Origin of the sequence: Enterobacter sp. D2 (genome assembly GCF_034427575.1) — a bacterium.
Classification (GTDB): Bacteria; Pseudomonadota; Gammaproteobacteria; order Enterobacterales; family Enterobacteriaceae; genus Enterobacter; species Enterobacter cloacae_M.
Genome location: NZ_JAXQPP010000009.1, coordinates 13,212 through 27,209, shown reverse-complemented (window position 1 = coordinate 27,209; position 13,998 = coordinate 13,212). Strand labels below are relative to the sequence as shown.

12 protein-coding genes are annotated in these 13,998 nt (G+C 54.7%); 3 read left to right on the top strand and 9 right to left on the bottom strand.

Annotated elements, in window-relative coordinates; translation table 11 throughout:
* The 8 genes from rffA to trxA all read right to left on the bottom strand — a co-directional run bounded on the left by rffA (position 1) and on the right by trxA (position 8,595).
* Positions 1–1,131, bottom strand: a complete 1,131-nt coding sequence (gene rffA, locus SPG90_RS21335) for a dTDP-4-amino-4,6-dideoxygalactose transaminase (RefSeq protein ID WP_126304492.1) — start codon at positions 1,129–1,131, stop codon at positions 1–3.
* 4 nt (positions 1,132–1,135) lie between these two features.
* On the bottom strand, positions 1,136–1,813 hold the full coding sequence (rffC, locus tag SPG90_RS21330; RefSeq protein ID WP_322408350.1) for a dTDP-4-amino-4,6-dideoxy-D-galactose acyltransferase: 678 nt from the start codon (positions 1,811–1,813) through the stop codon (positions 1,136–1,138).
* A complete protein-coding gene (gene wecC, locus SPG90_RS21325) occupies positions 1,810–3,072 on the bottom strand; it encodes a UDP-N-acetyl-D-mannosamine dehydrogenase (RefSeq protein WP_126304488.1) in 1,263 nt (420 codons plus the stop codon). Before wecC ends, rffC begins: the two co-directional genes overlap by 4 nt.
* Positions 3,069–4,199: a non-hydrolyzing UDP-N-acetylglucosamine 2-epimerase gene (gene wecB, locus SPG90_RS21320; protein WP_029739565.1), complete on the bottom strand. Its 1,131-nt coding sequence runs from the start codon at positions 4,197–4,199 to the stop codon at positions 3,069–3,071. Before wecB ends, wecC begins: the two co-directional genes overlap by 4 nt.
* A 56-nt stretch (positions 4,200–4,255) precedes the next feature.
* Complete coding sequence (gene wzzE, locus SPG90_RS21315; protein WP_023309644.1) at positions 4,256–5,302, bottom strand: ECA polysaccharide chain length modulation protein; 1,047 nt, start codon at positions 5,300–5,302, stop codon at positions 4,256–4,258.
* 13 nt (positions 5,303–5,315) lie between these two features.
* Positions 5,316–6,419: a UDP-N-acetylglucosamine--undecaprenyl-phosphate N-acetylglucosaminephosphotransferase gene (gene wecA / locus SPG90_RS21310; RefSeq protein WP_045357210.1), complete on the bottom strand. Its 1,104-nt coding sequence runs from the start codon at positions 6,417–6,419 to the stop codon at positions 5,316–5,318.
* 241 nt (positions 6,420–6,660) lie between these two features.
* Positions 6,661–7,920: a transcription termination factor Rho gene (gene rho, locus SPG90_RS21305; protein ID WP_008501566.1), complete on the bottom strand. Its 1,260-nt coding sequence runs from the start codon at positions 7,918–7,920 to the stop codon at positions 6,661–6,663.
* Positions 7,921–8,265: 345 nt separating this feature from the next.
* Entirely contained in the window at positions 8,266–8,595 is a 330-nt protein-coding gene (gene trxA, locus SPG90_RS21300; protein ID WP_006179218.1) for a thioredoxin TrxA, read from the bottom strand.
* A 144-nt stretch (positions 8,596–8,739) separates the two neighbouring features.
* Here trxA and rhlB point away from each other — a divergent pair, with 144 nt between their 5' ends.
* Positions 8,740–10,008: an ATP-dependent RNA helicase RhlB gene (rhlB, locus tag SPG90_RS21295; RefSeq protein WP_023309646.1), complete on the top strand. Its 1,269-nt coding sequence runs from the start codon at positions 8,740–8,742 to the stop codon at positions 10,006–10,008.
* A 6-nt stretch (positions 10,009–10,014) separates the two neighbouring features.
* The gene (gppA, locus tag SPG90_RS21290) at positions 10,015–11,499 is read left to right on the top strand and encodes a guanosine-5'-triphosphate,3'-diphosphate diphosphatase (protein WP_023309647.1); all 1,485 of its coding nucleotides are present in this window, start codon (positions 10,015–10,017) and stop codon (positions 11,497–11,499) included.
* A 59-nt stretch (positions 11,500–11,558) separates the two neighbouring features.
* On the opposite strand, the gene rep is transcribed toward gppA, so the two are convergent.
* A complete protein-coding gene (rep, locus tag SPG90_RS21285) occupies positions 11,559–13,583 on the bottom strand; it encodes a DNA helicase Rep (protein ID WP_023309648.1) in 2,025 nt (674 codons plus the stop codon).
* 112 nt (positions 13,584–13,695) lie between these two features.
* Between rep and ppiC the strand changes: the two genes are divergently transcribed.
* Entirely contained in the window at positions 13,696–13,977 is a 282-nt protein-coding gene (gene ppiC / locus SPG90_RS21280; RefSeq protein WP_126304486.1) for a peptidylprolyl isomerase PpiC, read from the top strand.
* Positions 13,978–13,998 lie beyond the last annotated feature (21 nt).

Here is a 13,998-nt window from a genome sequence, read left to right as displayed (position 1 = left end):
TCAGCCGAAATAACTCAGAAGGGTATTAATCACCGTACGCTGGTTAACAGGCGCGAGGTTGTAGAACAGTGGCAGGCGAAGCAAACGCTCACTTTCTTTGGTGGTGTAACGATCTTCACCGGCGAACGTGCCAAACGCTTCGCCGGCCGGGCTGGAGTGCAGCGGGATATAGTGGAACACCGCCATAATTTCGGCCTCTTTCAGCCAGGCGATGAGCTCGCTGCGGTCGTCGTTATCGCGCAGCTTGATGTAGAACATATGCGCGTTGTGGACGCAAGCTGCCGGGATGGTCGGCAGCTCAATGCGCCCGGCTTTGGCCAGAGGCTCAAGCGCATCGTAATACGTTTGCCACAGGGAAAGACGCTGAAGGTTGATACGTTCCGCCGCTTCCAGCTGCGCCCACAGATATGCCGCCTGCAGATCCGCCATCAGATAGCTGGAGCCGATGTCGCGCCAGGTGTATTTATCCACCTGTCCCCGGAAGAACTGGCTGCGGTTGGTGCCTTTTTCGCGGATCACTTCCGCACGCTCCACGAGAGCCCGGTCGTTAATCAGCGTCGCGCCACCTTCTCCGCCCGCCGTGTAGTTTTTGGTTTCGTGGAAGCTAAAGCAGCCAATGTGGCCGATAGTGCCCAGCGCGCGTCCCTTGTAGGTGGACATCACGCCCTGCGCGGCATCTTCCACCACGAACAGATTATGTTTTTTGGCGATGGCCATGATGGTGTCCATTTCACAGGCCACGCCCGCGTAGTGAACCGGCACGATCGCTCGCGTTTTGTCGGTGATCGCCGCTTCAATCAGCGTCTCATCAATGTTCATGGTATCCGGACGGATATCCACAAACACGATTTTCGCTCCGCGCAGGACAAAGGCGTTTGCGGTGGAAACGAAGGTATAGCTCGGCATAATCACTTCATCACCGGGCTGGATATCCAGCAACAGTGCCGCCATTTCCAGCGATGCCGTACAGGACGGGGTCAGCAGCACTTTGGCGCTGCGAAAACGCTGTTCCATCCACTGCTGACAGCGACGGGTAAAACCGCCGTCACCACAGAGTTTGCCGCTGCCCATGGCAGACTGCATATAGTCGAGTTCAGTTCCGACAACGGGTGGTGCGTTAAATGGAATCATCTTGTCACCTGTATAACCAGTAGGCGGTGGCGTCGATGTTGGCACCACTCGCAATATAACGTTTAAGCGCGGCGGTGTTGCCCAGTTGGGTCGCGACCCGCAGCGTCACAAGCTGTTGCTGCTGCGCCCAGTGCAGCGCCGCCTGCATGAGTTTCTCACCCATGCCTCGCCCGACTAATAAGCCAATACGCGCCTCGCGCTCGTTGAGCTTACGCAGCGAGACGAACCCCTGGATTTGACCGTCGCCTGCACGGAAAACCAGGCAGACGTGGTCAAAGGTGCCTTTGACCGCATTCTCTATCCACTGGGCATAGAAACGTCCGCTATCGTCAGGTGCATACCAGGGAGCACGAAAGCGACTCTGTGAAAATGCCTGGGCCGCCATCTGACGCAGCACGGGGATGTCCTGTTCGTTTGCAATTTCCGCGCCTGGCGCATCGTGCCGGGTAAGGGTAATGGAAAGGTCTACCTCACCTTCAACCAGCTGAAAGCCGTGCTGCTGGAGCGCATCAAGCAGATCGGCGCGCTCCGCCGGGATCTTAGCCTGCACCCGTTGCCAGGCGATATAATCTGATTCAGCCAGCACCGGCGCGTCATCGCGCACACGTACGATGGCCGACGGCAGGCCGAAAAAGGCACTCTCCCACTGCAGGGACTCAAGCACCCCATTCAGGCTGTTCAACGCCAGACACCTTTGGTATCCACAATATACTGCTGACGAACAGCATCGCCGGACGTCGCTTTAAACTCTTTATGATCTACCAGCAGCACCAGCACGTCCGCCGTCGCCAGCGCGTCGTCCAACGCCGTCAGCGTGCAGTGCCCCGCCAGTTTTGCCGGTAATTCATGGATATTCGGCTCAACCACCAGCGTTTCACCCTTGTGCCATTCGGCAATCATCTCGGCAATTTCCATCGCCGGGCTTTCACGCAGATCGTCAATATTGGGTTTAAATGCCAGACCAAAGCAGGCAATTTTCAGCTCGCTGGCGCGCTTGCCGCTCTCTGTCAGGCAATCCGCTACCGTCGCTTTAACCTGATTGAGCACCCAGTGAGGCTTGCTGTCGTTCACTTCACGCGCGGTGCGAATCAGACGAGCCTGCGCCGGATTTTGCGCCACGATAAACCACGGATCGACGGCGATACAGTGTCCACCCACGCCCGGGCCTGGCTGGAGAATGTTTACACGCGGATGGCGATTCGCCAGGCTAATCAGCTCCCAGACGTTAATCCCCTGATCGGCGCAAATTAGCGACAGTTCGTTCGCAAAGGCGATATTGACGTCGCGGAAGCTGTTCTCCGTCAGCTTGCACATCTCGGCGGTGCGGGAATTGGTCACCACGCACTCGCCTTCCAGGAAAATCTTGTACAGCGCGCTGGCACGTTCGGAACAGACGGGCGTCATACCGCCAATGACGCGGTCGTTTTTAATCAGTTCGACCATCACCTGGCCCGGCAGCACGCGCTCCGGACAGTAGGCGATGTTGATATCCGCCTGCTCACCCACCTGCTGCGGGAAGCTTAAATCAGGACGCGCCTCGGCCAGCCACTGTGCCATCTGCTCGGTAGCGCCGACCGGAGAGGTCGATTCCAGGATCACCAGCGCCCCTTTCTTCAGCACAGGCGCTATGGATTTGGCCGCCGCCTCGACGAATGCCATGTCGGGCTCGTGGTCACCTTTAAACGGGGTAGGGACGGCAATCAGGTAGGCATCCGCTTCAACTGGCGTCGTGCTGGCACGCAGGAAGCCCCCCTCCACCGCCTCTTTCACCACGCGGTCAAGATCGGGCTCCACAATATGAATCTCGCCACGGTTAATGGTTTCTACCGCTCGTGCGTTGATATCCACACCAACAACCTGTTTCTGACGAGAGGCAAACGCGGCCGCAGTAGGTAAGCCAATGTAGCCAAGACCAATGACAGAGATGGTAGTAAAACTCATAGCGATACCCGATTGTGTTTAAGTGCATGCAAAATACGGCCACAAGCCTGCCCGTCTCCATACGGATTATGGGCCCGGCTCATCGCCTGATACGCTTCATCGTCATGCAGCAGGCGCGTGACCTCTTCGACGATGAGCTGCGCGTTGGTGCCGACCAGACGCACCGTACCGGCTTTGACGGCTTCCGGACGTTCGGTCGTTTCACGCATCACCAGCACAGGTTTGCCGAGGGATGGCGCTTCTTCCTGGATTCCGCCGGAATCGGTGAGGATCAGCCAGGCGTGGTTCATCAGCCAGACAAACGGCATGTAGTCCTGAGGTTCAATCAGAAGGACATTTTCGACATGGCCCAGGATCCGGTTAACCGGCTCGCTGACGTTAGGGTTAAGGTGTACTGGATAGACAATTTGCACATCGTCATTCTGCGCGGCGATTTCAGCCAGCGCGTGACAGATTTGCTCGAAACCCCGGCCAAAGCTCTCGCGACGGTGGCCAGTGACCAGAATGGTTTTTTTGCCGTTGTGAAGGAACGGATAGCGGGCAGCGAGCTCTTTCTGAAGATCGCTGTTTGCCAGGACGCGGTCACGTACCCAAATTAACGCGTCAATGACCGTATTGCCGGTCACAAAGATTTTGTTATCGGCGATATTTTCACGCAGCAGGTTCTGACGAGAGTTTTCCGTTGGCGCAAAGTGGTACATCGCCAGATGACCCGTTAACGTGCGGTTGGCCTCCTCCGGCCACGGTGAATAAAGATTGCCGGTACGCAGACCCGCCTCAACATGCCCCACGGGAATTCGCTGGTAAAACGCGGCCAGGCTTGTCGCCACGGTTGTGGTGGTGTCACCGTGTACCAGCACGACGTCGGGCTTGAATGACTCCAGGATCGGCTTAAGATCTTGCAGTATGCGGCAGGTTATTTCGGTCAAGCCTTGCCCTGGTTTCATAATATTGAGGTCGTAATCCGGGGCGATGGAAAAGAGCGTTAAAACCTGGTCGAGCATCTCACGGTGCTGTGCCGTGACGCAGACTTTCGCTTCAATATCAGGATCGCTGGCCAGCGCATGAACCAGAGGCGCCATCTTAATGGCCTCCGGCCTGGTGCCAAATACGGTAAGTACTTTCACATCGATTCTCTTCGATTAGGCGATGAAGGCCATAGCCTTCATCGTAAACGGCGTTCTTAGTTTTTGCGACGACGCGTTAACGCCACGCCAGCGCCCGTCAGTGCGCCCACAATCCCCCACATGATCATCAGGAATGCGCGGCGCGGACTGTCGCGTTTTACAGGTTCTTCAGGCGTTCGCAAATAACGATAGGTCTGAAAACGCGGGTCCAGGGATGGACCGACATTAAGCGTATTGAGCATCGCGCGATTTTGATCGTAATCGAGGTCAAAATCAGGACCGACGGCCTTCAGGTTTTCCAGCCGCGCCTGCAGCATAGGGCGACCAAGAAGGAACATTTCAGAGTCAGGCAGCTCATCGGCCGGCACGTCCGTCTCAGTACGGGAAATATTGTGCTGTTCCGCAATTTTCAGCGCCTGCTCAATGTTATGCACGCGGCGACCGAAAATAGTATTCGCCACTTCTTCCTGACGTTTCACCTGGGCTTTCATCTGGATGGTACGAGCCGCCCAGGCACCTTTAAGCTCTTCGTTAAGATGGCTTGCGGCACGCTGGCTGGCAAACGCGACATACTGACGCAACAGGTTGTTGGCATCCGGCGCGGTTTCTGCAATCAGCTTGACGCTGTCATTCACGCTACGCAGCGCGTCGCCCGGCATAAACTGAATATTGTTAATCAGATCGTCCAGCAGGGCGGCATCGGCTTTTGTATTATCAACCCGGCGCTGCTTGTAGTAATCCGTCTGGGACCAGAAATCACGGCGGGTATCCCACGAAGCCAGCTGCATCACAAACTCTTTATAGGCTTCATCCATAACGGAAGCCTGGTCAGGCGTAGCAAGACTGGCTTTGATGTCCAGGTTACGCAGGAATTGCTGCTGGGAATAGTATCCCCCGAGCATGTTAACCGTTGGCTTGTCTGTGATTGCCGTGGCGCTCCACTCTTGCTTTGCAAAGAACGTATAGGCCAGCGCTAACAGGGCAAACCCCAGCGCGATCCCCGCAATCCAAAGTTTGCCTGCCCATAACACGCGAAACAAACCCCGAATATCCAGTTCATTCTCAGTTACCACTGATTTCGCTCCCGCCAACGGTTGAGTCATCATAGTCCCGGTTTTACTTAGTTAATGTTGTATTTTTGCCACTGTTACGACGCATCCTGCGTTTAATACGTTTAATGAAGCGTGCTACCTTCCATGCACGCTTGATGCAGTAGCCGTAGAGAGAAAAAGCTAGCAAGAACAATACCAACATAGCCCATTCAGGCACAAAATGTGTATATTCCGCCGTCACGCCAATCCCCGCTAGAATAGCAGCCGCCAGCGTAATAAGCACAAATGCTTGCCGGGAAGTGAATCCGGCTCGCATGATCAAATGATGAATGTGCTGACGGTCAGCAGAGAAAGGACTCATCCCTTTACGCAGGCGGCGATACATAATCGCAACCATGTCCATTAACGGGATAGCGATAATCCATAATGCCGTTACTGGGCTAATGGGGTGTACATCACCCTGAGTGGTTTCCAGCAAGATCCAAATGATAGTAAAGCCGATAAGTGTGCTACCCGCATCACCCATGAATACTTTATAGCGACGGCCCAATGCGCCGAGATTCAACAGGATATAAGGTAGGATGGCCGCAATCATGGCAAAACACCACATAGCAAGGCTATATTGCCCATCGAACCATAAAATGAAACCAATTGCGGCAAATGAGACGCAGGACAAGCCTCCCAACAAACCATCGATACCGTCAACCATGTTGAACGCGTTAATTGCCACCCACACGGCAAAAAGTGTCAGGAAATAACCGAACGGACCGAGTTCCATCTCCCAGGAGCCAAAAATATAGCCCAGGCTACTCAAGTGCAGCTTAGCGAACACCATCATAGCGATAGCTACAGCAGCCTGAACGAAGGCGCGGATTTTGACGCTAATATCATAACGGTCGTCAAGAGCGCCAACCACCACAAGCACCGTCGCACAGGTCAGGTACAGCCTGGCATGTGGAATATAGTAATCCGCGATGGCAAACGTGAAGCAGATCCCCGCGAAAACAGAGATACCGCCGACCAAAGGAATCATACCTTGATGACGCTTACGGAAGTTGGGTTTATCCACTAACCCCAGATATTTCGCCACCTTACGTGCCAGAAACAAAAAACAGGTGGTAAACAAGAAAATACTGGTTAGTTCAGTAAACGTATCAAGTAGGTTCACAATGGATGTTCTCAACAAATGTTAGTCAAGGAAGTATAACCATCAAGGCGCTGAGCCTGAAGTTATAAAGCAAACCTCTTACAATTCCATTTGTTTATTATTCAAGCTATTAATGTTTTTACTGTGCGAATTATCTTATTGTCGCACTGACCAGTCAAAATTGGGAGTTGGTGGTACTAGCGTATAGTCCATAAAAGGAAAACGCCACGTAAAAACGTGGCGTTCGCTGGCTTTATTTGCGTTACGAGCGTTTCATCATGTCGAAGAAATCGTCGTTGGTTTTGGTCATCGCCAGTTTATTAATGAGGAACTCCATCGCGTCAATTTCACCCATTGGATGGATGATTTTGCGCAGGATCCACATTTTCTGCAGCTCTTCCTGCGTGGTGAGCAGCTCTTCTTTACGGGTACCGGAACGGTTGTAGTCGATAGCCGGGAAGACGCGTTTTTCAGCGATTTTACGAGAAAGGTGCAGTTCCATGTTACCTGTACCTTTAAATTCTTCGTAAATCACTTCGTCCATTTTAGAACCGGTATCGATCAGCGCCGTCGCGATGATGGTCAGGCTGCCGCCCTCTTCCACGTTACGTGCGGCACCGAAGAAGCGTTTCGGACGATGCAGGGCGTTAGCATCCACACCACCGGTCAGCACTTTACCAGACGCCGGAACCACGGTGTTGTAGGCACGCGCCAGACGGGTGATGGAGTCAAGCAGGATGATCACGTCTTTCTTGTGCTCAACCAGGCGTTTCGCCTTCTCGATAACCATTTCCGCAACCTGAACGTGGCGAGAGGCTGGCTCGTCGAAGGTAGAAGCAACCACTTCACCTTTAACCAGACGCTGCATCTCGGTCACTTCTTCCGGACGTTCGTCAATCAGCAGCACCATCAGCACGCAGTCTGGGTGGTTATAGGCAATGCTCTGCGCGATGTTCTGCAGCAGCATGGTTTTACCCGCTTTTGGCGGTGCCACAATCAAACCACGCTGGCCGCGACCAATTGGTGAGGCCAGATCCAGAACACGCGCGGTTAAGTCTTCAGTAGAACCGTTACCACGCTCCATGCGCAGGCGAGAGTTCGCGTGCAGCGGCGTTAAGTTCTCGAAGAGGATCTTATTACGCGAGTTTTCCGGTTTGTCGAAGTTAACTTCATTGACTTTCAACAGCGCAAAGTAGCGTTCACCCTCTTTAGGAGGACGAATCTTACCTGAAATGGTGTCACCAGTGCGGAGGTTGAAACGGCGGATTTGGCTGGGGGATACGTAGATGTCGTCAGGGCCGGCGAGGTAGGAGCTGTCTGCAGAGCGGAGGAAACCAAATCCGTCTTGCAATATCTCCAGCACACCGTCGCCAAAGATATCTTCGCCACTCTTAGCGTGCTGCTTCAGGATGGCGAAAATGATGTCCTGCTTGCGCATACGAGCCTGGTTTTCCAGCCCCATATTTTCGCCGAGAGTGATCAGCTCAGAAACCGGCGTATTCTTTAATTCGGTAAGATTCATAATGGTGTGGGTTCTTAAACTCGGGGTGATTCTCGAACTTAATGTTGTGAATGGTATGGCAGGGTCATCCATGCCTGTTTAGCGGCCATCGACTCATGTCTGTTCGCTGTCTGGTCACAGGGAAAGAACGCAGAACTGAAACGACAAGACGGATTGAGTGACAAGCCCGGAATTTAGCCACTTCACGCACTGTACATGTTAACAACGGGAAGTATCGGGTAAAACAAGATTCAAACAACAAGATATGTTTAAAACGAAGTCATAGCTAACTTAGCACGACTTCAGCCGGGCGTCCAGAGTTCCACATCATTTAGCCGGGAGCCCTGAACGCACAGCGGAGAAACCTTACGCCAGGTTAGCGTCCAGGAACTCTTTCAGTTGACCTTTGGACAGCGCGCCCACTTTGGTCGCTGCCACTTCGCCGTTTTTGAACAGCAGAAGGGTTGGGATGCCACGGATACCGTATTTTGGTGCGGTGCCCGGGTTCTGGTCGATGTTCAGCTTGGCAACGGTCAGTTTGCCCTGATATTCGTCGGCGATCTCATCCAGAATCGGGGCGATCATTTTGCAAGGACCACACCATTCAGCCCAGAAATCGACGAGGATCAGCCCGTCAGCCTTAAGTACGTCCGTGTCAAAACTGTCGTCAGTCAGGTGAATAATTTTATCGCTCATATATAACTCCACAGGAATAAGCCTGGTACGTTGGTTTTGTCTCCACCAACGACGTGTTGATGTCGCATTAACCAACTAAAGGTTGACTTTATTTCACCGGATACGCTTTCGTAAAGCAATAGTAAGCTGATATTCTACCACACTATGAGCAAAACACATTTAACAGAACAGAAGTTTTCCGACTTCGCGCTGCACCCGAAGGTGATTGAAGCCCTTGAAAACAAAGGGTTTCATAACTGCACGCCCATTCAGGCCCTCGCGCTGCCGCTGACGCTGGCCGGTCGCGATGTTGCCGGGCAGGCGCAAACCGGTACCGGCAAAACGATGGCGTTTTTAACGTCAACGTTTCATTATTTACTTTCTCACCCAGCGATTGCAGACCGCAAAGTTAACCAGCCGCGCGCGCTAATTATGGCCCCGACGCGAGAACTTGCGGTACAGATCCACGCAGACGCTGAACCCCTGGCGCAGTCTACCGGCCTGAAGCTTGGCCTGGCCTATGGCGGCGACGGCTACGATAAACAGCTGAAAGTGCTGGAAAGCGGTGTGGATATCCTGATCGGTACCACCGGCCGTCTTATCGATTACGCCAAACAGAACCACATTAACCTCGGCGCAATCCAGGTTGTGGTGCTCGATGAAGCTGACCGCATGTACGATCTGGGCTTCATTAAAGACATTCGCTGGCTGTTCCGCCGCATGCCGCCGGCCAATCAGCGTCTGAATATGCTGTTCTCCGCTACCCTTTCTTATCGCGTACGCGAGCTGGCGTTCGAACAGATGAACAACGCCGAATATGTAGAAGTGGAACCGGAGCAGAAAACGGGTCACCGCATTAAAGAAGAGCTCTTCTATCCTTCCAATGAAGAGAAAATGCGTCTGCTGCAAACGCTGATTGAAGAAGAGTGGCCAGATCGCGCCATTATCTTCGCGAACACCAAGCACCGTTGTGAAGACATCTGGGGCCATCTGGCTGCAGACGGTCACCGTGTTGGCCTGTTGACCGGCGACGTGGCGCAGAAAAAACGCCTGCGTATTCTGGAAGAGTTTACCCGTGGCGATCTTGATATTCTGGTCGCAACTGACGTTGCCGCTCGTGGTCTGCACATTCCGGCCGTAACGCACGTCTTTAACTACGATCTGCCAGACGACTGCGAAGACTACGTACACCGTATCGGTCGTACCGGTCGTGCGGGCGCAAGCGGTCACTCGATTAGCCTTGCGTGTGAAGAGTATGCGCTGAATCTCCCGGCCATTGAGACGTATATCGGTCACTCTATTCCGCAGAGCAAATACAATCCGGAAGCGCTGTTAAGCGAACTGCCGCCGCCTAAGCGCCTAACCCGCCCACGCTCCGGCAATGGTCCGCGTCGTTCAGGTGGCGCGCCGCGTAATCGTCGTCGTTCAGGTTAAGAAAATATGCTCAGCTCCACCTCGCTTTATGCGGCAATTGATCTCGGTTCGAATAGTTTTCATATGCTGGTTGTGCGCGAGGTGGCGGGAAGCATACAAACGCTGACGCGCATCAAGCGCAAGGTCCGCCTCGCGGCGGGCCTGAGCAGTGACAATCACCTCTCGCCTGAAGCCATGGAACGTGGCTGGCAGTGTCTGCGGCTCTTTGCCGAACGTCTGCAGGATATCCCGCACGCCCAAATCACCGTGGTCGCCACTGCGACACTCCGCCTGGCGGTTAACGCCGTGGATTTCATTGCCAGAGCGCAGGAAATTCTGGGTTGTCCGGTACAGATTATCAGCGGTGAAGAAGAAGCTCGCCTGATTTACCAGGGCGTTGCGCACACCACGGGAGGTGACGATCGCCGTCTGGTGGTGGATATCGGTGGTGCCAGTACCGAGCTTGTGACCGGCACCGGCGCGCAGGCAACGTCGCTGTTCAGCCTGTCGATGGGCTGCGTGACCTGGCTTGAGCGCTACTTTACCGATCGGAACCTGGCGAAAGAGAACTTCGACGAGGCAGAAAACGCCGCGCGCGAGGTGTTACGCCCGGTGATGGACGAGCTGCGCTATCACGGCTGGAAAGTCTGCGTGGGTGCCTCGGGTACCGTGCAGGCTCTGCAGGAAATCATGATGGCGCAGGGAATGGACGAGCGGATTACGCTTGCCAAACTTCAGCAGCTGAAACAGCGCGCCATTCAGTGTGGACGCCTGGAAGAGCTGGAAATTGAAGGCCTGACGCTGGAACGCGCGTTGGTCTTCCCGAGCGGGCTGGCTATTCTTATCGCCATTTTCACCGAGCTGAACATCCAGTGTATGACCCTGGCCGGCGGCGCGCTGCGCGAAGGTCTGGTCTACGGGATGTTACATCTTTCGGTCGATCAGGATATCCGCAGCCGTACTCTGCGCAATGTGCAGCGTCGTTTTATGGTTGATATCGATCAGGCCGGACGCGTATCGCAGCTGGCGTCACGCTTCGCCGATCAGGTCGCTAACGTCTGGGATCTTGACCATCTGAGCCGGGATTTACTGCTGAGCGCCTGCGCGCTACATGAAGTGGGGCTGAGCATTGATTTTAAGCAGGCACCGGCTCATGCAGCGTATCTGGTACGAAACCTTGATCTACCGGGCTATACGCCCGCGCAGAAAAAGCTGCTGGCAACGCTGCTGCTGAACCAGACCAATGCCGTCGATCTCTCCTCTTTGCATCAGCAAAACGCCGTACCGCCGCGCGTGGCCGAGCATCTGTGCCGCCTGCTGCGTCTGGCGATCCTGTTTGCCAGCCGCCGCCGCGATGATTTGCTGCCAGCCATTAATCTGGTGGCCGATGACGAGAAGCTTTCGCTGACGCTGCCGGAGAACTGGATTGATCGTCACCCGTTAGGGGCCGAGATGATCGAACAGGAGTGCCAGTGGCAGAGCTACGTGCACTGGGTGCTTGAGGTAAAGTAATACGCTGAACATTGCCGGGTGGCGGCTTCGCCTTACCCGGCCTACAGATCCCTACGGAATTATCCTTTCTCTTTGGCTTTTGCCAGCATGGCGCGGATGTTCGCCACGTTAGCCTGTCCCTTGTGCATCCGCTCTTCTGCGGTAATCACTTTGCGCTCCTGTTCCCAGATCAGGTCATCCTGCGGCAGTTCCAGCAGGAAACGACTCGGCTCCGGGCGTACCAGTTCACCATACTGGCGGCGCTCTTTACACAGCGTGAACGTCAGCTCTTTCTGCGCGCGGGTGATCCCCACGTAGGCCAGGCGACGCTCCTCGTCGACGTTATCTTCATCAATGCTGCTCTGGTGCGGCAACAATCCCTCTTCCATGCCGACCAGATACACATACGGGAACTCCAGCCCTTTTGACGCATGCAGCGTCATCAGCTGAACCTGATCGGCCTCTTCTTCGCTCTCGCCGCGCTCCATCATGTCGCGCAGGGTAAAGCGGGTGACCACCTGCGTCAGGGTCATTGGCTCGTCGATTTCAGAGCCCTCCAGCATTTCGGTCATCCAGCTGAAGAGCTGGTTAACGTTTTTCATGCGCATCTCAGCCGCTTTCGGGCTGGCTGAGGTTTCATACAGCCAGGACTCATAGTCAATGCCGTGAATGAGATCGCGCACCGCCGCCACCGGCTCCCGCTCCGCGAGACGCTGCACTTCGCCAAGCCAGTGGGTGAAGCGGGTTAACGAATCATACCCGCGTCCGGTTAACGTCTGGCTCAGCCCCATGTCGAAGCTGGCGGTAAACATACTTTTGTTGCGGGTCATCGCCCACTCGCCGAGCTTTTGCAGCGTCGCCGGGCCAATCTCGCGTTTAGGCGTATTCACGATGCGCAGAAACGCGCTGTCGTCATCCGGGTTAGTGAGCACGCGCAGATAGGCCAGCAGATCTTTGATTTCTGGCCGCGAGAAGAACGACGTGCCGCCCGAGATTTTGTACGGAATGCGGTTCTGCATCAGCATCTTTTCAAAGACGCGCGACTGGTGATTGCCGCGATAGAGGATCGCGTAATCCTTATATTCGGTTTTGTTGACGAAGTGGTGAGCGATAAGCTCGCCCGTCACGCGCTCCGCTTCATGATCCTCATTGTTGGCGCTGAGCACTTTCAGCTCCGTGCCGTAGCCCAGTTCGGAGAACAGACGCTTCTCAAATACGTGCGGGTTATTGGCAATCAGGATGTTTGCCGCCTTCAGGATACGCCCGGAGGAGCGGTAGTTTTGCTCCAGCTTAATCACCTGCAGGGCCGGGAAATCTTTGCTCAGCAGCACCAGGTTTTGTGGGCGCGCACCGCGCCAGGAGTAAATTGACTGGTCGTCGTCGCCTACCACGGTGAAACGCGCGCGCTGCCCCACCAGCAGCTTCACCAGCTCGTACTGGCTGGTGTTGGTGTCCTGATATTCATCCACCAGCAGGTAGCGGATTTTGTTCTGCCAGCGCTCGCGCACCTCTTCATTGCGCTGCAGCAGCAGCGTGGGCAGCAGGATCAGATCGTCAAAGTCCAGCACGTTACACGCTTTCATATGCGCATCGTACAGACCGTAGCAGTGGGCGAAGATCCGATCCCGTTCACCTTTGGCGATCGCCGCGGCCTGGGCCGGCGTCATCAGATCGTTTTTCCAGTTCGAGATCGTCGAGATCAGCTGCTGCAACAGCACTTTGTCATCTTCGATGAGCCCCTCGGTGAGCTCTTTGAGCAGCGCCACCTGATCGGTGTCATCGAAGAGCGAGAAGTTGGACTTCATTCCCAGCGCCGCATACTCGCGTTTGATGATATCCAGCCCCAGCGTGTGGAAAGTGGAAATCATCAGGCCGCGTGCCTCTTTACGACCCAGCGTCTGACCGACGCGCTCTTTCATCTCGCGCGCCGCTTTATTGGTAAAGGTGACCGCCGCAATGTGTCGCGCCTGATATCCACAGTTGTGGATCAGATGGGCGATTTTGTTGGTGATCACGCGGGTTTTACCCGAACCGGCCCCTGCCAGCACCAGGCATGGTCCAGTAACGAATTCGACCGCTTGTTGTTGTCCAGGGTTTAAACGCATGGGAGTGTTGCTCAATCTTCGAACGGGGTGTGGATTGTAGCAGAAAGCCGGGCGCAGATTTACCGGCTAATGATAAAGTGGAGAAATCGCGTTTAACCCGTAGAGCAGAACCATGAAAAAGACCGCAGCAGCCCTGCATATTCTGGTAAAAGAAGAGAAACTGGCTCAGGAGATCCTGGCCAAGCTGGAGCGCGGCATCAGCTTTGATCATCTGGCGAAGCGTTACTCTAAATGCCCGTCCGGACGCAATGGCGGGGATCTCGGCGAGTTTCAACAAGGTGCGATGGTCGGCCCGTTCGATCGGGCGGTCTTTAGCTGCTCGCTTCTGAAGCCCTACGGCCCGGTAAAAACCAAATTTGGCTACCATATCATTAAGGTGCTATATCGCCGCTGACGCGTGATATATTGCGCCCCG

Excerpts from the sequence above, each read along its gene's own strand:
- rhlB (WP_023309646.1), top strand. The coding sequence starts at position 8,740 with ATGAGCAAAACACATTTAACAGAACAGAAGTTTTCCGACTTCGCGCTG.
- rep (WP_023309648.1), bottom strand. The coding sequence starts at position 13,583 with ATGCGTTTAAACCCTGGACAACAACAAGCGGTCGAATTCGTTACTGGA.
- trxA (WP_006179218.1), bottom strand. The coding sequence starts at position 8,595 with ATGAGCGATAAAATTATTCACCTGACTGACGACAGTTTTGACACGGAC.
- rho (WP_008501566.1), bottom strand. The coding sequence starts at position 7,920 with ATGAATCTTACCGAATTAAAGAATACGCCGGTTTCTGAGCTGATCACT.
- wzzE (WP_023309644.1), bottom strand. The coding sequence starts at position 5,302 with ATGACTCAACCGTTGGCGGGAGCGAAATCAGTGGTAACTGAGAATGAA.
- rffA (WP_126304492.1), bottom strand. The coding sequence starts at position 1,131 with ATGATTCCATTTAACGCACCACCCGTTGTCGGAACTGAACTCGACTAT.
- gppA (WP_023309647.1), top strand. The coding sequence starts at position 10,015 with ATGCTCAGCTCCACCTCGCTTTATGCGGCAATTGATCTCGGTTCGAAT.
- ppiC (WP_126304486.1), top strand. The coding sequence starts at position 13,696 with ATGAAAAAGACCGCAGCAGCCCTGCATATTCTGGTAAAAGAAGAGAAA.
- wecC (WP_126304488.1), bottom strand. The coding sequence starts at position 3,072 with ATGAGTTTTACTACCATCTCTGTCATTGGTCTTGGCTACATTGGCTTA.